At 74.1% G+C, this 19,017-nt stretch carries 18 protein-coding genes and 1 pseudogene; 14 read left to right on the forward strand and 5 right to left on the reverse strand.

What is annotated here, in order from left to right; translation table 11 throughout:
• Positions 1-59: 59 nt before the first annotated feature.
• Positions 60-551, reverse strand: a complete 492-nt coding sequence (locus QMQ26_RS20065) for an inorganic diphosphatase (protein WP_030458155.1) — start codon at positions 549-551, stop codon at positions 60-62.
• A 76-nt stretch (positions 552-627) separates the two neighbouring features.
• Between QMQ26_RS20065 and dacB the strand changes: the two genes are divergently transcribed.
• The 6 genes from dacB (at position 628) to folE (ending at position 8,722) form a co-directional block, all read left to right on the forward strand.
• Entirely contained in the window at positions 628-2,238 is a 1,611-nt protein-coding gene (gene dacB / locus QMQ26_RS20070; protein WP_282202212.1) for a D-alanyl-D-alanine carboxypeptidase/D-alanyl-D-alanine endopeptidase, read from the forward strand.
• 321 nt (positions 2,239-2,559) lie between these two features.
• Positions 2,560-3,732 (forward strand): zinc-dependent metalloprotease, encoded by a 1,173-nt coding sequence (locus QMQ26_RS20075; protein ID WP_100836838.1) that lies wholly within the window; start codon positions 2,560-2,562, stop codon positions 3,730-3,732.
• A gap of 235 nt (positions 3,733-3,967) precedes the next feature.
• The gene (gene tilS / locus QMQ26_RS20080; protein WP_282202213.1) at positions 3,968-5,095 is read left to right on the forward strand and encodes a tRNA lysidine(34) synthetase TilS; all 1,128 of its coding nucleotides are present in this window, start codon (positions 3,968-3,970) and stop codon (positions 5,093-5,095) included.
• A gap of 78 nt (positions 5,096-5,173) precedes the next feature.
• Positions 5,174-5,713 carry a hypoxanthine phosphoribosyltransferase gene (gene hpt / locus QMQ26_RS20085; RefSeq protein ID WP_100838543.1) on the forward strand — a complete coding sequence of 180 codons (540 nt, stop codon included), beginning with the start codon at positions 5,174-5,176 and terminating at the stop codon, positions 5,711-5,713.
• Between the two features lie 223 nt (positions 5,714-5,936).
• A complete protein-coding gene (gene ftsH, locus QMQ26_RS20090) occupies positions 5,937-7,979 on the forward strand; it encodes an ATP-dependent zinc metalloprotease FtsH (RefSeq protein WP_282202214.1) in 2,043 nt (680 codons plus the stop codon).
• Between the two features lie 134 nt (positions 7,980-8,113).
• Positions 8,114-8,722, forward strand: coding sequence for a GTP cyclohydrolase I FolE (folE, locus tag QMQ26_RS20095; protein WP_100836835.1), 609 nt, complete (start codon positions 8,114-8,116; stop codon positions 8,720-8,722).
• An 89-nt stretch (positions 8,723-8,811) separates the two neighbouring features.
• Here folE and QMQ26_RS20100 read toward each other — a convergent pair whose 3' ends face one another.
• Positions 8,812-9,993: an alpha/beta hydrolase gene (locus tag QMQ26_RS20100; RefSeq protein ID WP_282202215.1), complete on the reverse strand. Its 1,182-nt coding sequence runs from the start codon at positions 9,991-9,993 to the stop codon at positions 8,812-8,814.
• A gap of 391 nt (positions 9,994-10,384) precedes the next feature.
• Here QMQ26_RS20100 and QMQ26_RS20105 point away from each other — a divergent pair.
• From QMQ26_RS20105 to QMQ26_RS20135, 7 genes and pseudogenes are all read left to right on the forward strand, one after another.
• Positions 10,385-12,228: pseudogene (locus QMQ26_RS20105) on the forward strand (phosphatidylglycerol lysyltransferase domain-containing protein).
• A 137-nt stretch (positions 12,229-12,365) separates the two neighbouring features.
• A complete protein-coding gene (gene folP, locus QMQ26_RS20110) occupies positions 12,366-13,232 on the forward strand; it encodes a dihydropteroate synthase (protein WP_100836832.1) in 867 nt (288 codons plus the stop codon).
• A 2-nt stretch (positions 13,233-13,234) separates the two neighbouring features.
• Positions 13,235-13,735, forward strand: coding sequence for a nuclear transport factor 2 family protein (locus tag QMQ26_RS20115; RefSeq protein WP_282202216.1), 501 nt, complete (start codon positions 13,235-13,237; stop codon positions 13,733-13,735).
• Positions 13,736-13,899: 164 nt separating this feature from the next.
• Positions 13,900-14,259: a dihydroneopterin aldolase gene (gene folB / locus QMQ26_RS20120; protein WP_100838542.1), complete on the forward strand. Its 360-nt coding sequence runs from the start codon at positions 13,900-13,902 to the stop codon at positions 14,257-14,259.
• 35 nt (positions 14,260-14,294) lie between these two features.
• Positions 14,295-14,894, forward strand: coding sequence for a 2-amino-4-hydroxy-6-hydroxymethyldihydropteridine diphosphokinase (gene folK / locus QMQ26_RS20125; protein WP_282202217.1), 600 nt, complete (start codon positions 14,295-14,297; stop codon positions 14,892-14,894).
• A gap of 122 nt (positions 14,895-15,016) precedes the next feature.
• On the forward strand, positions 15,017-15,514 hold the full coding sequence (locus QMQ26_RS20130) for a DUF3180 domain-containing protein (protein WP_282202218.1): 498 nt from the start codon (positions 15,017-15,019) through the stop codon (positions 15,512-15,514).
• Between the two features lie 104 nt (positions 15,515-15,618).
• On the forward strand, positions 15,619-16,623 hold the full coding sequence (locus tag QMQ26_RS20135) for a hypothetical protein (RefSeq protein ID WP_282202219.1): 1,005 nt from the start codon (positions 15,619-15,621) through the stop codon (positions 16,621-16,623).
• Positions 16,624-16,686: 63 nt separating this feature from the next.
• On the opposite strand, the gene QMQ26_RS20140 is transcribed toward QMQ26_RS20135, so the two are convergent.
• Positions 16,687-17,262, reverse strand: coding sequence for a TerD family protein (locus QMQ26_RS20140; protein ID WP_282202220.1), 576 nt, complete (start codon positions 17,260-17,262; stop codon positions 16,687-16,689).
• Positions 17,263-17,374: 112 nt separating this feature from the next.
• Positions 17,375-17,866, reverse strand: a complete 492-nt coding sequence (locus QMQ26_RS20145; protein ID WP_100838541.1) for a hypothetical protein — start codon at positions 17,864-17,866, stop codon at positions 17,375-17,377.
• 62 nt (positions 17,867-17,928) lie between these two features.
• Between QMQ26_RS20145 and arfB the strand changes: the two genes are divergently transcribed.
• Positions 17,929-18,357 (forward strand): alternative ribosome rescue aminoacyl-tRNA hydrolase ArfB, encoded by a 429-nt coding sequence (gene arfB, locus QMQ26_RS20150; protein ID WP_100836825.1) that lies wholly within the window; start codon positions 17,929-17,931, stop codon positions 18,355-18,357.
• A 7-nt stretch (positions 18,358-18,364) separates the two neighbouring features.
• Here the strand turns inward: arfB and QMQ26_RS20155 are convergent, their stop codons facing one another.
• Positions 18,365-18,916 (reverse strand): flavin reductase family protein, encoded by a 552-nt coding sequence (locus QMQ26_RS20155; protein ID WP_282202221.1) that lies wholly within the window; start codon positions 18,914-18,916, stop codon positions 18,365-18,367.
• Positions 18,917-19,017 lie beyond the last annotated feature (101 nt).

The following is a 19,017-nucleotide window of genomic DNA, read 5'->3' on the forward strand; positions in this document are numbered from 1 at the left end:
AACTCCGGACTCCCGCCCCTGCGCGTGCGGTGCGGGCCACCCCCGAGGGGTGTCACGGCTCAGTGGCCGCCCTGCTCCTCCAGGCGCTTGATCGAAGCCGTGATCTCGGCCTCGGCCTCGGCGCGGCCGACCCAGTCGGCGCCCTGGACGGACTTGCCCGGCTCCAGGTCCTTGTAGACCTCGAAGAAGTGCTGGATCTCCAGGCGGTCGAACTCCGACACGTCCTGGAGGTCCTGGAGGTGCGACCAGCGCGGGTCGGTCGCCGGGACGCACAGCAGCTTGTCGTCGCCGCCGGCCTCGTCGGTCATGTGGAACATGCCGATGGCGCGGCACTTGATCAGGCAGCCCGGGAAGGTCGGCTCCTCCAGGATGACCAGCGCGTCCAGCGGGTCGCCGTCGTCCGCGAGGGTGCCCTCGACGTAGCCGTAGTCGGCCGGGTAGCGGGTCGAGGTGAAGAGCATGCGGTCCAGACGGAGCCGACCGGTCTCATGGTCGACCTCGTACTTGTTGCGCGAGCCCTTCGGGATCTCGATCAGGACGTCGAACTCCAACGGTTCCTCCAAGGGTTGGGACTGACAGAATCAAGTGTCTCCTACGGCGGGGTGTGCTCGGGAAAGGGGCCGGTCGGTGAGAGCAGGGACAGGGGCGGGACGCGGGCGCAGAGCCGCCCTGGCAGCCGCGCTGGGGGTGGTGCTGGCCGCCGGGACCCTGGCCGCCGACCCGGCCCTGGCCCAGCCCACGCCGGGTGCCGGGACGAGTCGGTCCGCCGAGGACGGCCACGGCCGGAGCGAGGGCCGGCCGGGCGGCGACGGCGTCGACCACGGCGACGGCAAGGGCGACGGGGGCAAGGGCGACGGGGGCAAGGGCGATGGCGGCAAGGGCGACGGCCGGCAGCACCGCGACGGCCGGCACCGGGCCGTCCCGGTCAAGGGCCCGGTGCTGGCCGAGGGCGACGCCGCCGACAGCAAGGCCCCGACCGGCGGCGGGCTGCGCACCGCGCTCGGCGGCACCGTCCAGGACAAGGCCCTGGGCACCCTGAACTTCGCGGTCGCCGACGCCGCCACCGGCGAGTTCCTGTTCGGCGCGCAGGAGAACACCCCGGCCACGCCCGCCTCCACCACCAAGCTCGCCACCGCGGTCGCCGCCCTGGCCCTGCTGCCCGCCGAGCACCGGATCGCCACCACCGTGGTCCGGGGCGCCGCCCCGGGCGAGATCACCCTGGTCGGCGGCGGCGACCCCACCCTCACCGCCCTGCCCGCCGACCAGGTCCGGATCGGCGGCCTGCCCGTCGACCCGGACAGCGCCCCCGCCTCGATGGCCGAGCTGGCCCACCGCACCGCCACCGCGCTCAAGGCCGCCGGCACCGTCGAGGTGCGGCTCTCGTACGACACCTCGCTCTACACCGGCCCGCTGCTGCACAAGGACCACGACGCGATGAACATCGCCGCGGTCACCCCGCTGATGGTCGACGAGGGCCGGATCGACCCGCGCTCGCCCGACGAGGCCCCGGCCCGGGTGTTCGACCCCGCCGGGCAGGCCGCCGACTCCTTCGCCGGCTTCCTCAGGGCGGAGGGCGTCACCGTGCAGGGCAAGCCCGCCGCGGCCACCACGCCCGCCACCGGGCTCGCCGGGACGGCCGCGGGTACGGCCACGAGTACGGCCGACAGCGCGACCGAACTGGCCCGGGTGGAGTCGCCGACGATCGGGCGGCTGGTCGAGCGGATGCTCACCACCTCCGACAACACGCTGGCCGAGGCGGTCGCCCGGCAGGCCGCGATCGCCGCGAAGCAGCCCGCCAGCTTCGAGGGCGCGGCGAAGGCGGTCAGCACCGAACTGGCCGGGCTCGGAGTCCCGTTGGACGGCGTGGTGCTCACCGACGGCAGCGGCCTGGCCAAGGCCAACCTGATCCCGCCGATCACCCTGGTCAAGCTGCTCGCCACGGCCGCCGCCCCCGCCCACCCGGAGCTGCGCCCGGTGATCACCGGCCTCCCGGTCGCCGGGTTCTCCGGCACCCTGGTGAACCGTTTCGGCGCGAAGTCCGGCGCGGCGGAGGCCGCCGGCATCGTCCGCGCCAAGACCGGCACCCTCCAGGGCATCAACACCCTGGCGGGCACCGTGGTCGACGCCGACGGTCGCGTCCTGGCCTTCGCCCTGATGACCCGCACCGACGCCGACCCCACCGCGGCCCGCGCCGCCGTCGACCGCATCGTCGCCAAGATCGCCGCCTGCGGCTGCTGACCCCGCCGGTCCGGCCGGGCGGTGCGCGGCTCCGGGGCGGTGGCGGGGTGGCTGTCTCCCGGGGCGGGCGCGGCCTCCCGCGGAAGGCTGCGCGAGGACCGGTCGCCGCTGACCTCGCGCAGTCCGGGTCGGACGGAGCTGCCCGACCGCTCGGACTGTCCGGCGTGCCTCCCCGGCGCGGGCGCACCGCCCTGCGGGCGGTGGGCCGGGGCCGGGTGCTCCCGGTGTCCGGCGGCGGCGGAGCGTTGACGGGGTGTCACGGCACGGAGCGGCGAGGGTGCGCGCCTCCCCCGGGCGGGGGTGAGCACGTACGGTGAAGGCATGACGAGCGCGAGCGGCAGTGCGGAGATGGTCGACTGGAATCTCGCCGTGGCGACCGCGGTGCGGCTCGCCCGGCCGGGGCCGCGGATCGGGCGGGACGAGGCCCGGGCGGCCGTCGCCGAGTTGCGCCGGCACGCGGCGGAGGCCGAGCGGCACGTGCGCGAGTACACCCGGATGGGGTCGACCGGGGTGGCGGGCACGCCGGTGCTGGTGGTGGACCGGCCGGGCTGGGTGCGGGCCAACGTGGCGGGCTTCCGGACGGTGGTGCGCCCGCTGACCGAGAAGCTGGCGGCCCGCCGGGAGGGCGGCGGCCGGGGCGCGGCGGCGGCCGGTTCGGCGGGGGCGAAGGCCACCGGGGTGGAGGTCGGCGTGGTGCTGGCCTTCCTGTCGGCGAAGGTGCTCGGCCAGTACGAGACCTTCGCCCCGGCCGAGCTGCCGAGCGCCCCGGACAGCCCGGAGGGCCTGTTCGACCAGCCCCGGCGCGGTCTGGCCGCCCCGCCCGGGCGGCTGCTGCTGGTGGCGCCGAACATCGTCCAGGTGGAGCGCGAACTCGACGTCGCCCCGCACGACTTCCGGCTCTGGGTGTGCCTGCACGAGGAGACCCACCGGACCCAGTTCACCGCGGTGCCGTGGCTGCGCGACCACATCCAGTCCGAGGTGCAGGAGTTCCTGGCGCAGACCGACGTCGACCCGGCGGCCTTCCTGGAGCGGCTGCGCGAGGCGCTCGGCGGCCTGCCGCTCCCGGGCCTGGGCGGCCGGCGCGAGGGCCGCGCGGGCCGGGAGGGCGCGCCCAGCGTGACCGACCTGGTGCAGACGCCCGCGCAGCGGGAGGTCCTGGCCCGGCTGACGGCGGTGATGTCGCTGCTGGAGGGCCACGCGGACGTGGTGATGGACGGGGTGGGGCCCGCGGTGGTGCCCTCGGTGGCGGAGATCCGGGAGAAGTTCCAGCGCCGCCGCGACCGCGGCAGCGGCCGGCTCGACCTGGCGCTGCGCCGGCTGCTCGGGATGGACGCCAAGCTGCGGCAGTACCAGGACGGCGCGGTGTTCGTCCGGGGCGTGGTGGAGCGGGTCGGGATGGACGGCTTCAACCGGGTTTGGACCTCGCCGAACACGCTGCCCACCAAGGAGGAGATCCACGACCCGGCGTCCTGGGTGGCCCGGGTCACCGGCTGACCGGCCCACCGGCCGGGCCCGTCCGGACCGGCCGGGCCCGGTCCCTCCGTCCGGGGAGTCGTACACCTGAAGCAGCCGTAACGTTTCTCCATTCACCCGTACGTGGGACGGTGAATCCGCCGTTGGCGCGGGTGGCGTGGGCGGTGGCCGGATTCTGCGACCATCTGTGAGCGCCTGGTGACCGAGAGCTGACAGGCGGCCGACACCACCCTCCCTCCGCCAAGGAGTGCCAACCATGGGCCCACACCCCGCTGTCGCGGCGATACGCCTCGCCGTCCGCCGTACCCTCGCCGAACTCGCCGCGGAGGCGGGTGTCGTCCCCGGCGGGCAGGCCCGCCCGCGGACGCCCGCGCCCGTGCCCGTGCTGGCCGGCACCGCGACGGTGCCCGGCACGCTGATCGGCAACGCCCGCCGGCACCCCTCCGGCCTGCCCCGCACGCCCGCCGCGCCAGGCTCCCCGCTGGTGCTGGTGGCGGTCTCCGGCGGCGCCGACTCGATGGCGCTGGCCACCGCCACCGCCTTCGAGGCCCCCAAGCTCGGCCTGCGGGTCGGTGCGGTCACCGTCGACCACGGCCTGCAGGCCGGTTCGGCCGAGCGGGCCGAGCAGGTCGCCGTCCGGCTGCGCGAGCTCGGCCTGGACCCGGTGGAGGCGGTCGCCGTCCGGGTCGGCCGCGAGGGCGGCCCGGAGAACGCCGCCCGGGACGCCCGCTACGCCGCACTCGACCTGGCCGCCGAGCGGCACGGCGCGCTCGCCGTCCTGCTCGGCCACACCCGCGACGACCAGGCGGAGACCGTGCTGCTGGGCCTGGCCCGCGGTTCCGGGGCCCGCTCGCTGGCCGGGATGCCCGCCCAGAAGGGCCGCTACCGCCGCCCGCTGCTGGAGCTGGACCGGGCCGCCACCCGGCGGGCCTGCGCCGCGCAGTCCATCCCGGTCTGGGACGACCCGCACAACACCGACCCGGCGTACACCCGCTCCCGGGTCCGGCACGAGGTGCTGCCGGTGCTGGAGAAGCACCTGGGCGGCGGCGTGGTGGAGGCGCTGGCCCGCACCGCCCGGCTGTTCCGCGACGACGCCGACGCCCTCGACCAGTGGGCCGCCCTGGCCGAGCGCGACCTGCGCTCCCCGGACGGCGCCCTGGACGTGGGCAAGCTCGCCGAACTGCCCCCCGCGGTCCGCCGACGGGTGCTGCGCCGGGCCGCGCTGCGCGCGGGCTGCCCGGCCGGCGACCTGTTCGCCCGGCACCTGGAGAGCGTGGACCTGCTGGTCACCGGCTGGCGCGGCCAGGGCCCGCTGCACCTACCCGGGGGCGTCGAAGCCGTGCGCCGGTGTGGCACGCTGGTGTTTCGGCGGCAGGGCGACTGAGCACGAACAGGTCGTACCGCCGCCGCCGAACCCAGACCCCGAACGTTTGAGGACGTATCCCCGGTGGACCAGAACGACATGGGCGCAGACCTCGCGAAGGTGCTCATCAGCAAGGACGAGATCGACGCCAAGCTGGTGGAGCTGGCCGCGCGGATCGACCAGGACTACGCGGGTAGGGACCTCCTGCTGGTGGGCGTCCTCAAGGGCGCCGTGATGGTGATGGCCGACCTGGCCCGGACGCTGCACAGCCAGGTCACCATGGACTGGATGGCCGTCTCCTCGTACGGGATGGGCACCAAGTCCTCCGGCGTGGTGCGCATCCTCAAGGACCTGGACACCGACATCGCCGGCAAGGACGTGCTGATCGTCGAGGACATCATCGACTCCGGTCTGACGCTGTCCTGGCTGCTCGGCAACCTGGGCTCGCGCGGCCCGGCCTCGCTCAAGGTCTGCACCCTGCTGCGCAAGCCGGACGCGGCCAAGGTGGAGATCGACGTCGAGTACGTCGGGTTCGACATCCCCAACGAGTTCGTGGTCGGCTACGGCCTGGACTACGCGGAGAAGCTGCGCAACCTGCCGTTCATCGGCACGCTCGCGCCCCACGTGTACGGCGGCTGAACCGTTCGGGCGACGGGTGGGAACAGTGCCCCGTTCCCACCCGTTGTGCGGGGGTAGGAAAATAGGCCGCACCGTGGTGCGATCCCGCCGGGACCGGGGGTCGCTGCGGTACGGTCCAATCAAACGCTCGTCTTACGAGCACATATCGGATGCGCCGAGGCCCCACAGCCGAGCAGCGCCCGTTGAACTGGCAGGAGGGACGGGGCGGTGACGCCCCGCATGGATGGACGTCAAGCGATACTTCCGTGCGCCGATCATGTGGGTCGTGCTGGCCGCCCTCGCCGTGTTCGCGTTGATGGAGCTCGTCTCGGATTCGAGCGGCTACAAAACTGCGGACACCGGGCAGATCGTCAGCGCCATCGACAACAACCAGGTGAAGTCGGCGCAGCTCACCACCGGTGACTCGAACCTCATCAAGATCCAGCTGCAGGACGGCCAGAAGCTGAAGGCCGGCTCGAACGGCAAGTCGCCGTCCGGCACCCGCTTCCAGGCCTCCTACACCGGCGAGCAGCAGGCCGCCGATCTGGCCAAGAACCTCCAGGACAAGTACGCCGGCGGGCAGATCGCCGACGGTTACACGGTCAGCCCCGAGAAGCAGTCGACGATCGTCAGCCTGCTCTTCTCGATGCTCCCGATCGTGATCATCGTCCTGGTCTTCCTGTTCCTGATGAACCAGATGCAGGGCGGCGGCTCCCGGGTCATGCAGTTCGGCAAGTCCAAGGCCAAACTGCTCACCAAGGACACCCCGAAGACCACCTTCGCGGACGTCGCGGGCGCCGACGAGGCGGTCGAGGAGCTCCACGAGATCAAGGAGTTCCTCCAGGAACCGGCCAAGTTCCAGGCGGTCGGCGCCAAGATCCCCAAGGGCGTGCTGCTGTACGGCCCGCCCGGCACCGGCAAGACCCTGCTGGCCCGCGCCGTCGCGGGCGAGGCGGGCGTGCCGTTCTACTCGATCTCGGGCTCCGACTTCGTCGAGATGTTCGTCGGCGTCGGCGCCAGCCGGGTCCGCGACCTGTTCGAGCAGGCCAAGGCGAACGCCCCGGCGATCATCTTCGTCGACGAGATCGACGCCGTCGGCCGGCACCGCGGCGCGGGCCTCGGCGGCGGCCACGACGAGCGCGAGCAGACCCTCAACCAGCTGCTGGTCGAGATGGACGGCTTCGACGTCAAGGGCGGCGTCATCCTGATCGCCGCCACCAACCGCCCCGACATCCTGGACCCGGCGCTGCTGCGCCCCGGCCGCTTCGACCGGCAGATCGCCGTCGACCGCCCGGACCTCCAGGGCCGGCTGGACATCCTCAAGGTGCACCAGAAGGGCAAGCCGATCGCGCCGGACGTCGACCTCTCGGCCGTCGCCAAGCGCACCCCCGGCTTCACCGGCGCCGACCTGTCGAACGTGCTGAACGAGGCGGCGCTGCTCACCGCGCGCTCCGAGAAGAAGCTGATCGACAACCAGACGCTGGACGAGGCGATCGACCGCGTCGTGGCCGGTCCGCAGAAGCGCTCGCGGATCATGTCCGAGAAGGAGAAGAAGATCACCGCGTACCACGAGGGCGGCCACGCCCTGGTCGCGGCGGCCTGCAACTACTCCGATCCGGTGCACAAGATCACCATCCTGTCCCGGGGCCGCGCCCTGGGCTACACGATGGTGCTGCCGGACGAGGACAAGTACTCGACCACCCGCAACGAGATGCTCGACCAGCTGTCCTACATGCTGGGCGGCCGGGCGGCGGAGGAGCTGGTCTTCCACGACCCGACCACCGGCGCCTCGAACGACATCGAGAAGGCCACCGCCACCGCGCGGGCCATGGTCACCCAGTACGGCATGAGCGAGCGCTTGGGCGCGATCAAGTTCGGCACCTCCGACTCCGAGCCGTTCCTCGGCCGTGAGATGGGCCACCAGCGCGACTACTCGGAAGAGGTCGCCGGGCTGGTGGACGAGGAGGTCAAGAAGCTGATCGAGACCGCGCACAACGACGCCTGGGAGATCCTGGTCGAGAACCGGGACGTGCTGGACAACCTGGTGCTCGAACTGCTGGAGAAGGAGACGCTGAACAAGGAGCAGATCGCCGAGATCTTCACTCCGGTGATCAAGCGTCCCCCGCGTCCGGCCTGGACTGGGTCGGCCCGCCGCACCCCGTCCACCCGGCCGCCGGTGCAGTCGCCGAAGGAGCTGGCGCTGACCAACGGCGCCGCGCCGACCGCGGGTGACCCGGTCGACATCGTGAAGCTCCCGCCGGTCGACGGCGGCCAGGTCGAGAGCTGATCGGGCCGACCACCCAGTTCGGAATGGATGCCGCGTTTCCGGGGTTTGTACCCTGGAAGCGCGGCATTCGTGCTGCGCCGACCCTCTTCACCCCCTTGACCGAGATTTTCCGACTGACGAGCAGCGAGGCACGCATGATCGATCCGGTGACGCTCGACGGTGGGTCCCCCGTCCGCGAGTTCGACCAGAAGCGGGCCGAGAACGCCGTCCGCGAGCTGCTCCTCGCCGTCGGGGAGGACCCGGACCGCGAGGGCCTGCTGGAGACCCCGGCCCGGGTGGCCCGCGCCTACCGGGAGATATTCGCCGGCCTGTGGCAGCAGCCGGAGGACGTGCTGACCACCACCTTCGACCTCGGCCACGACGAGATGGTGCTGGTCAAGGACATCGAGGTGTACTCCACCTGCGAGCACCACCTGGTGCCGTTCCGCGGCGTCGCGCACGTCGGCTACATCCCGTCCACCAGCGGCAAGATCACCGGCCTGTCCAAGCTGGCCCGGCTGGTCGACGTGTACGCCCGCCGGCCGCAGGTGCAGGAGCGGTTGACCAGCCAGGTCGCCGACGCGCTGATGCGCATCCTGGAGCCGCGCGGCGCGATCGTGGTGTTCGAGTGCGAGCACATGTGCATGTCGATGCGCGGCATCCGCAAGCCCGGCGCCAAGACGCTCACCTCCGCCGTCCGCGGCCAGCTGCGCGACCCGGCCACCCGCAACGAGGCGATGAGCCTGATCATCGGCGGTCGCTGACGCGCCGTCGGCCCGCTGACCGGGGCGCCACCCATACGGGGTGGCGCCCCCGGCACGTCTCCGGGGGCGCGGGGCCGGGGTTCGGGGGCTCAGGAGTGCGGCTCGCGGTCCGGCGGCGGGTCGAGATGGTCGCCCAGCCACTCCAGGGTGGCGGGCAGCTCGCGCCGCCAGGTCTCGAAGGAGTGCCCGCCGTCGGGCAGGAAGATCGAGTCCACCTTCAGCTCGGGGTGAGCCGCGGACACCTGCCGGGCCGCGGCCAGGAACCGCTCGGTGGCCGCGAAGTCGGCCTCGGCCCGGGTGGAGACCAGCAGCAGGTCGTTCCGCGGCGCGGGCAGGTTCTTCAGCCGCCAGGTCAGGTCGGACCGGCGGGCGGCGTCCTGGTCGCCGCGGAACAGGTCGCCGTCCGTCCAGCGGTCGTTCGGGACGGTGTAGTCGGCGTGCATCCCGGCCGCGGTCCGGAACGTGCCGGGGTGCCGCATCGCCAGCCGCAGCGCGCAGGACCCGCCGGTGGAGTAGCCGAACACGCCCCAGGAGTCCGCCGAGCGGCTGACCCGGTACGCGGAGCGGACCGCCGCCGGGACGTCCTCGGCGAACCAGGTCTCCGCCTTCGGCCCGCCCGGGACGTCCACGCACTCGGTGTTGCGCGGCGGGGCCACGGTCGGGCGGGCCATCACGATCACGGTCGGCGCCAGCTTCCCGGCGCGCTGCAGCTCGGCGGCGGTCCGCGGCAGCCGCAGCCCCTCGACCAGGTGCAGCGAGGGCCCGGGGTAGCCGGCCAGGGCGAGCAGCACCGGGAAGCGCTCGCGGACGTAGCGCGGGTTGAAGTACTCCGGCGGCAGGTAGACGAAGACCTGGTCGGACAGGCCGGAGGCGGGGCCGGTGATCCGTACCGAGTCGACCCGGCCGACCTCCTCGGGCGGCCCGGCGGGCAGCACCTCCTTGACGGTCTCCAGCCCGCCCTCGTCGGTGGGCCGCACCAGCTGCCCGGTCTCCGGCGCAGCCCCGGGCACCTGCGCGCCGACCGGCGCGAGCGCCGCGGCGCCGGGGTGCAGCAGGTCGTTCCAGGAGCTGTAGAAGCCGTAGGCGTTGTTCACCGACAGCAGCAGCACCCCCAGGACGGCCAGTTGGGTGACCGTCAGCAGGGCGAGCCGGCCGAGCACCGGCAGCGGGCGCTGCCGGGCCAGCCGGGGCCACAGCCACAGGGTGCCGAGCAGGGCGGCCGCGGCCGCCGCGGTCAGCGCGTACACCAACGTCCGGCTGGTCAGCTCCATGCCTTCCGGTCCCTCCTCGACTCCCGCACCGCCATCGTCATCTGACGGTCCGTCGGAAGCGATCCGGGGTACGCTGACCGGGCGTCGGAAGCCCGTGCGAATACGTGCCACGGGTGGGGGAACCGCCGCACTGGGCCGCGGCGTCCATCGGGATGCCGGACGCGCCGAACCGCCGGACAGGCGGTCACGGGTGCGGTCGGGCCGGGGCGCCGTGTCCCCCGGACCGATGAGCGCAACCGTTCGAACCGGGCCCCCGGCGAGCGGACCCGAACCTCCCGTGGACCGCGCTTGACGTGCGGATTGCCAGAAAAAGGAACAGTCATGAGAGTCCATCACGCCCCGGCTCCCGGAGTGCGCGCCCAGCGCCCCGGTGCCTCTAGGCTGAGTTTCCATGAGCGCTCCCGTGTCCGCTGAGACGACCCCCGACGCACCCCGCCCGCGCGGTCTGCGGGCGCTCCGCCACCAGGCCGCCGCGGTGCCGCGGGCCTGGCTGCCGGGGGCGGTCGGGTACGCCTGCCTGGCCATCGGCCTGATCGACATCGCCTGCGCGGTCTCGCCCAGGCTGCGGTTCACCAAGGTGCACACCGTGGTCGGCCAGCTGCCCGGCGGCACCACCACGCTGGCCGCCGCCGGCACCCTGATGGTCGGCGTGCTGCTGGTGCTGCTGGCGCACGCGCTGCGCCGCCGCAAGGCGCGGGCCTGGCGGGCGGTGTGCGTGCTGCTGCCGGTCGGCGCGGCGCTGCACCTGCTGCGCTGGCACCAGTTCGGGCAGGCCGCGATCTCGCTGGCGCTGCTCGCGGTGATGCTGGTGCACCGGCGCGAGTTCTACGCCAAGGCCGACCCGCGCACCCGCTGGCGCGCGGTGCTCAACTTCGCCGTGCTCGGCGTCGTCTCGGTGCTGCTCGGCCTGGTCGTGGTCTCGGTCCGCTGGAAGGCGGAGGTCGGCGACCCGTCGCTGTTCCAGCGGCTGGAGCAGGTCGGCTACGGCCTGTTCGGCTTCGGCGGCCCGATCCACTACACCTCCGACCGGATCGCCGACCTGGTCGGCTACTCGCTCGGCGCGCTCGGCCTGGTCACCGCCCTCACCACCGCGTACCTGGCGCTGCGCCCGGAGAAGCCCGAGCCCGAGCTCACCCCCGAGGACGAGCTGCGGGTCCGCGAGCTGCTGGCCCGGCACGGCCGGCGCGACTCGCTCGGCTACTTCGCGCTGCGCCGCGACAAGAGCGTGCTGTTCTCGCCGACCGGCAAGGCCGCGATCTCCTACCGGGTGGTCTCCGGCGTGATGCTGGCCTCCGGCGACCCGGTCGGCGACGTCGAGGCGTGGCCCGGCGCGATCAAGGTCTTCATGACGACCGCCCGCGAGCACGCCTGGGTGCCCGCCGTGATGGGCTGCTCCGAGGTCGGCGGCGAGGTGTGGACCCGGGAGGCCGGGCTGGACGCGCTCGAACTCGGCGACGAGGCGATCGTCGACACCGCCTCCTTCTCGCTCTCCGGCCGCGCGATGCGCAACGTCCGCCAGATGGTCAAGCGGATCGAGCGCAACGGCTACTCCTGCAAGGTCCGCCGGGTCGGCGACCTCACCCTCGACGAGAAGCGGCGGATCGGCGACGCGGCGGCCCGCTGGCGCGGCACCGACACCGAGCGCGGCTTCTCCATGGCGCTCGGCCGGTTCGGCGACGCCGGGGACGACGACTGCGTGGTCGTCACCGCGCACAAGGCCCCGAGGAGGGGGAGGCGGGCGCCGACGCCGCCGACGACCTGAAGGCGGTGCTGCACTTCGTCCCGTGGGGCGAGGACGGCATCTCGCTGGAGCTGATGCGCCGCGACCGGGAGGCCGACCCCGGCCTCAACGAGCTGCTGATCGTCGCCGCCCTCCAGGAGGTCGGGGCGATGGGCGTGCGGCGGGTCTCGCTGAACTTCGCGATGTTCCGCTCGGCGCTCGCCCGCGGCGAGCGGATCGGGGCGGGCCCGGTGCTGCGGGCCTGGCGCGGGCTGCTGGTGTTCCTCTCGCGCTGGTTCCAGATCGAGTCGCTGTACAAGTTCAACGCGAAGTTCCAGCCGAGCTGGGAGCCGCGCTTCCTGGTCTACCCGCACACCCGGGACCTGCCGCGGATCGGCTTCGCCGCGATGCAGGCGGAGGCGTTCATCACCCTCGGCATGCCGCGCTTCGGCCGCAAGCGGCAGCGCCAGAGCCTGACGGCGGAGCCCGTGGCGCAGTTGGGCAGGGCCGCGTAGGCGCGCGGCGGGGTCGCGGGGCGGGCGGGGGGTCGCCGTCCCCCCGCGACCCCGCGGCGGGTGCCGGGCCGGTCGCGCGGTTCCCCGCGCCCCGGTCGGCCACGTCCGGGGGAGTGGTTCCACCCGGTGCGTCGATAATGGGACGCATGAGCGAGAACGTCCCCGGTCTGCCCGTCCTTGAGCGCTGCGCGGTGATGGGGGTGGTCAACGTCACGCCGGACTCGTTCTCGGACGGGGGGCTGTGGCTGGACCCGGCGCGGGCGGTGGCGCACGGGCTGGACCTGGTGGCGCGCGGGGCGGACCTGGTGGACGTGGGCGGGGAGTCGACCCGGCCGGGCGCGGTGCGGGTGACCGAGGCGGAGGAGCTGCGCCGGGTGGTGCCGGTGGTCGCCGAGCTGGCCCGGGCCGGGGCGGTGGTCTCGGTGGACACCATGCGGGCGGGCGTCGCCGCGGCGGCCCTCGCGGCGGGCGCCCGGCTGGTCAACGACGTGTCCGGCGGGCTCGCCGACCCGGAGATGGCCGGGGTGGTGGCCGGCACCGGCGCGCCGTTCGTGGTGATGCACTGGCGCGGCCAGTCCGCGGACATGGACTCCCGCGCGGTGTACGGCGACGTGGTCGCGGACGTGGTGCGCGAGCTGACCGTCCGGGTGGAGGAACTGCTGGCCGCGGGGGTGAAGGAGGAGCAGCTGATCCTCGACCCGGGCCTGGGGTTCGCCAAGACCGGCGCCCACAACTGGGCCCTGCTGGGCCGGCTGGACGCGCTGACGGCGCTGGGACGGCCGGTGCTGGTGGCGGCTTCGCGCAAGCGCTTCCTGGGTACGCTGCTGGCCAACCCGGAAACCGGGGAGCTGCGCCCGGCGCGGCAGCGGGACGACGCCACGGCGGCGGTCTCGGTGCTGGCGGCGAGGGCGGGCGCCTGGGCGGTGCGGGTGCATGACGTGTCCGGCACGGCTGACGCCGTACGAGTCGTCGCGGCCTGGGAGCAGGCGGCGCAGAGGGGGTAGACGTGGCGGATGCAGTGAGTGGCGGCAACGACCGGGCGGCGGCGCCGGAGGCGGACGGGGAAGCGGTCCTGGCGGTCAACCAGGCGCTGTACGAGGCGCTGGAGAACGGCGACCTGGAGGCCGTCGAGACGATCTGGCTGGGGCCGGACGAGGCGGACGACAAGAGCGGGGTGTTCTGCGTCCACCCGGGGTGGCCGGCGCTGATCGGCCGGGCCCAGGTGACCCGCTCGTACATGCTGATCATGGCGAACACCGAGTACATCCAGTTCTTCCTGACCGACGTCGAGGTGGACGTGCAGGGCGACGTGGCCCTGGTGACCTGCACGGAGAACATCCTGTCCGGCGGCGAGCCGGAGGAGGAGGGCGAGCTGGGGCCGCTGGTGGGCGGCAAGGTGGTGTCGACGAACCTGTTCCGGCGGACGCCGGCGGGCTGGAAGCTGTGGTCGCACCACGGGTCGCCGGTGCTCACCAGCGGGGACGACGAGGACGACGAGGACGAGTAGCGCGGCGGCGTCAAGGGCCGCGGCGGCCGGTCCGATCGGGTGGGCGGACGGGGAGGCGGTCCCGGGCGGTCGGTGCTCGAAGGTAGATTCGAGGGGCGGCGGGCGACGGTGCCCGCCGTTCCCCGCCCCGGCGGGGCCGTCAGCTGGGAGCAGTGATTCTTTTGCTGGACCGCGTCACCCTGCGCGGGCTCCGTGCCCGGGGCCACCACGGCGTCTTCGAACGGGAGCGGGTCGAGGGGCAGACCTTCGTGGTCGACCTGACGCTGTTCCTCGACACCCGGCCGGCCGCCGCGGGCGACGACCTGACCCGCACCGCCCACTACGGCGTGATCGCGGAGGAGGTCACCGCGGTGATCGCGGGCGACCCGGTCGACCTGATCGAGACGCTGGCCCAGCGGATCGCCGACCAGTGCCTGCGCCACGAGGTGGTCGAGGAGGTCGAGGTCACCGTGCACAAGCCGGACGCCCCGATCACCGTCCCGTTCGACGACGTCACCATCACGATCCGCCGGGGCCGCGCCTGACCGCGCCCGGTGGAGCCCGAGCAGAGGGAACTCCATTGGCCACGACCGACCCGACCGCCACGCCGACCACGTTCGACCTGCAGGGCAGGGTGGACCGCGTGGAGTCCACCCTGCACGACTCCCGCACCGCCGCCGTCGCCCTCGGCAGCAACCTGGGCAACCGCCTGGAGACCCTCCAGGGCGCCGTCGACGCGCTGGCGGACACCCCGGGGGTGCGGGTGACCGCACTGTCCGCGGTGTACGAGACGGAGGCCGTCGGCGGCCCCGAGGACCAGCCGAGCTACTTCAACGCCGTCGCCGTGCTGCGCACCTCGCTGCCCCCGCGGGACCTGCTGGAGCGGGCCAACGCGGTGGAGGACGCGTTCGGCCGGGTCCGCACCGTCCGCTGGGGCCCGCGCACCCTGGACGTCGACGTGCTCGCCTACGAGGGCGTCACCAGCGACGACCCGCACCTGACGCTGCCCCACCCGCGGGCGCACGAGCGGGCGTTCGTGCTGGCGCCCTGGCAGGACGCCGACCCGGCGGCCGAGGTACCGGGCCGCGGCCCGGTCGCCGAGCTGCTGGCGGGCCTGGGCGGGGCCAGGGCGCAGGGCGTGCGGCTCCGCGCCGACCTGCAGCTGCGGCTGCCCGAGTAGCCCGCTCGGCGCCCGGGAACTTCCGGGCGCACGCGGGCGTAGCTCCCTGCGGGTGCGGCCGGGCCGGTACGGTGGCCTGGTCGTGCCCCCGCCGTCGTCCCACTGGAAGGAAGCCCGTCCGCGTGAAGCCGCTCCGTCTCCGTCTGCTGCTCGGCATCACCGCGATCACCGGGCTGCTGTCCTGGGGAGGCGCCCGGCTGTGGGACTCGCTGGACACGCTGCCCGGGGTGCCCGCCTACGCGCCGTACGTGCTGGCGGCGGTCGCCGTGGTGCTGCTGGCCGCGGCGCTCTCGCTGCGCTCGCGGCTCAAGGCGGTGCGCGAGCGGCAGCCCGGCGCCAAGGGCGTCGACCCGCTGCACGCGGCCCGGGCGCTGGTGCTGGGACAGGCCAGCGCGCTGGTGTCGGCGGTGGTGACCGGGATCTACGCGGGCGTCGGGGTGTTCCTGCTCGGCTCGCTGGACGTCGCGGCCCGCCGGACGCAGGCGGCCACCGCGCTGTTCGCGGTGCTCGCCGGGGCGGCGGTGATCGCGGTGGCGCTGTGGCTGCAGCACATCTGCAAGCTGCCCGACGACCACGACGACCCCGAGCACCCGCGCGGGACGGCCGCCTCTCCGCGCTGACGGGCCGTCACCGGGCCGTCGCCGTCCGTGCTTCTCGCGGACTGTCAAGGCCCGAATGGGGGGCGAGGCTGACAGCGCCGTGATGCGCACGCTAGTTTCTAGCCATGTCTCGCGGACGCCACCGTCATTCCTCCGTCCTCGGCCGGCTGCTGCCGCCGGTCGCCTCCGGTGTGCTCGTGGTCGCGGCGCTGGCCGCGCTGGTGGCCAGTCCGGACCAGGTGGTGGCCCGCTCGGTGGGCGTCGCCGCGGTCGTCGCGGTGGTCGGCCTGGCCCTGGTGCTGCGCCAGCGCGACCGGGCCGCCCGGACCTCCGCCCAGCTGGCCGTGGTGCGCCGGATGCGGGCCGAGGAGCGCTACGAGGAGCAGATCGCCGAGGCCGAGTACGCGGCCGAGGTCGCCGAGGAGCGCGCCACCCGGTTCGGGCGGCGGCTGACCGCGGAGAAGTCCCGGCTGGCCAAGGCCGAGACCGAGATCGCCCGGCTGCTGCGCGAGCGCGCCGTGATGGTCGCCGAGCAGGCCCTGAAGGAGGCCGAGGCGGCCCGCGAGGCCGTGGAGGCCGCCCGCCCCAAGCACCCCGTCACGCCCGCCTCCTACGTCCGCGCGCAGGCCGCGCTGCGGCACCTGGAGCGGCAGGCGGCGGTCGCCGAGGCGCGCCGCGCGGTGGACGAGCGGGCCCAGGTCGAGCTGCGCCCGAAGGTGCCGGAGCCGGTGCCGACGGCCACGGCCGCCGCGCTGCGCCCGGTCGGCCCGGCGCTGCCCGGGCCGGAGCAGCGCCCGGTCGTTCCCGCGCCGCAGCGCCCGCGGGCCACGGCGTTCAGCTTCTTCGGCCGCCCCGGCGCGGCCCGGGCCGCGCTGCGCTCCGGCGCCGCGGCCCCCGCGGTCGGCGACCTGGCGGACGTGGTGGGCGACGAGGCGCTGGCCGACAGCGAGCGCTACGCGGTGACGGCCGGCACCCCGGTGGACGCCGCGCAGCCGCCGCACCAGGCGGTGGAGCAGCCGCCGAGCCACCAGCACGCCGAGTCGGACACCGAGTCCGAGGTGGTCGACCTCACCGCGCACGACGAGACCGAGCTGCTGGAGCTGCCGGAGCTGCGGGCCGGCCGCTCCTGACCGGACCCGGTGCGCGAACGGCCCCCGGAGTCCTCCGGGGGCCGTTCGCGCGGTGGTGCCGGGTCAGACGTTGACGCCGAAGTCCTGGGCGATGCCGACCAGGCCGGAGGCGTAGCCCTGGCCGATGGCGCGGAACTTCCACTCGGCACCGTTGCGGTACAGCTCGCCGAAGATCATCGCGGTCTCGGTGGCGGCGTCCTCGGAGAGGTCGTAGCGGGCGATCTCGGCGCCGCCGGCCTGGTTGAGCACCCGAATGTAGGCGTTGCGGACCTGGCCGAAGCTCTGGCCGCGGTTGATGCCGTCGTAGATGGTCACCGGGAAGACGATCTTGGTGACGTCGGCGGGCAGCGCGGCCAGGTTGATGTTGATCGACTCGTCGTCGCCCGCGCCCTCGCCGGTGCGGTTGTCGCCGGTGTGCACGACGCTGCTGTCCGGGGTGCTGGTGTTGTTGAAGAACACGAAGTGCCGGTCCGAGTAGACCTTGCCTTCGCCGTTCAGGACGATCGCGCTGGCGTCCAGGTCGAACTCGGCGCCGGTGGTGGTGCGCACGTCCCAGCCGAGGCCGACGGTGACCGCGGTCAGGCCGGGGGCCTCCTTGGTCAGCGAGACGTTGCCACCCTTGGAGAGGCTCACGGGCATGGTCTGTGGTGTCCCTTCGGTCGGTTTTGCCCAGAGAACGCCGGACGGGCCGCGATTGGTTCCACCGGTTGGTGGACGGACGGTTCTCCCCCGGGCGGCGCTCGGGCCGTGATCAGATTCTCGGGTAACGGCCCTGCACGGTCCAGACGTTCGGGTTGTCGGCGAGCCCCTCGTGCAGCTCGGTCAGGTCGGCCAGCACGTCCTGCAGGAAGTCCCTGGCCTCGCGGCGCAGTTCGGCGTGCCGGACCACCAGCGGTTCGTCTTCCGGGCGCCAGGTCGCGGTGATCTCCACCCAGCCGAACCGGCGGGCGAAGCGCAGCAGTTCGGTGTTCTGGGTGAAGTCCAGGTCCTCGGTGCGCACCCGGGCCTCCCGGCTGCCCCGCGGGTCCTGGTCGAGCCGCTCGGCGATGTCGCACACCGCCCAGGCGAAGTCCAGCACCGGCACCCAGCCCCAGCGGGTCTCCAGCCCGGCGCCCTCGTCCGTCTCCAGGTACACGTCGCCCGCGAACAGGTCGTGCCGCAGCGAGCGGACCGACGCGGTGCGGTAGTCGGTCTGCGGGGGGTCGGGGAGGCGGGTGGACAGCGAGTAGCCGAGCTCGATCACGCCCGCCATTGTGCCCGCTTAACCAGGTGACGGGGGCCGGGGGCGGGCGGGATGATGGGCGCATGACTGAGCCCGTGCGCGTACGGGGCTCGGTGGTCGTCCCCGACGCCGAGCTCGTCTGGCGCTTCTCGCGGTCCTCCGGCCCCGGCGGACAGCACGTGAACACCTCCGACTCCCGGGTCGAGCTGCGCTGGGACCTCGCCTCCTCCGACGCGCTGCCGGCGGTGTGGAAGGAGCGCGCCCTGGAGCGGCTGGCCTCCCGGCTGGTGGACGGGGTGCTGGTGGTCCGGGCCTCCGAGCACCGCTCGCAGTGGCGCAACCGGGAGGTGGCCGCGGCCCGGCTGGCCGCGCTGCTGGGGGAGGCCACCGCGCCGCCGCCGAAGGCCCGGCGGGCCACCAAGCCCAGCCGGGGCATGGTCGAGCGGCGGCTGGAGACCAAGCGGCACCGCTCGGGGCTCAAGCAGGGCCGGGGCCGCATCCGCCCGGAGTGACGGGCCGTCAGCCCAGCTGCCGGTAGCCGCCGCGCAGGTACAGCAGCGGCCGTCCGGCCGGGGCCGGCACCTCGGCGGCCAGGACGCGGCCGAGCACCAGGGTGTGGTCGCCGGCCGCGATCCGCTGCTCGGTGCGGCACTCCACGGTGGCCAGCGCTCCGTCGATCAGCGGGGCGCCCGCGTGCGGGCCGCGGTGCCAGGCGGCGTCGCCGAACAGCAGCCGGTCGCTGAGCCGCCCCTTCATGGCGAACCGGGAGGCGAGCGCGCGGTGCTCCTCGCCGAGCAGCGACACCGCCCAGGTCTCGGCCCGGGCCAGCAGCTCGTCCATCCGGGAGTCGGTGCGGAGCGAGACCAGCACCAGCGGCGGCTCCAGCGACACCGACAGGAACGAGGTCGCGGTCATCCCCGCGTCCTCGTCGTCCTCGGGGTCGTGCACGGTCAGCAGCGAGACGCCCGCGGCGAGTTGGCCGAGGGCGGCCCGGAACTCCTCGGGGGTGGCGCCGGCCGCCGCGGGGGCGGGGGCGGCGGGGGCGGCGGGGGACTGCGGAGAGCTGTACACGTACCGCACGGTAGTCGCCGGTCGGGCGTGCCGGTATCGGGCCGTGGTCGTAGGTCCGCTCGGCCTTTGGTCGCCAACTCCTTGATCATTGTGTGATTTGA

The sequence above is a fragment of the Kitasatospora fiedleri genome (genome assembly GCF_948472415.1).
In the GTDB taxonomy this organism is placed as follows: domain Bacteria; phylum Actinomycetota; class Actinomycetes; order Streptomycetales; family Streptomycetaceae; genus Kitasatospora; species Kitasatospora fiedleri.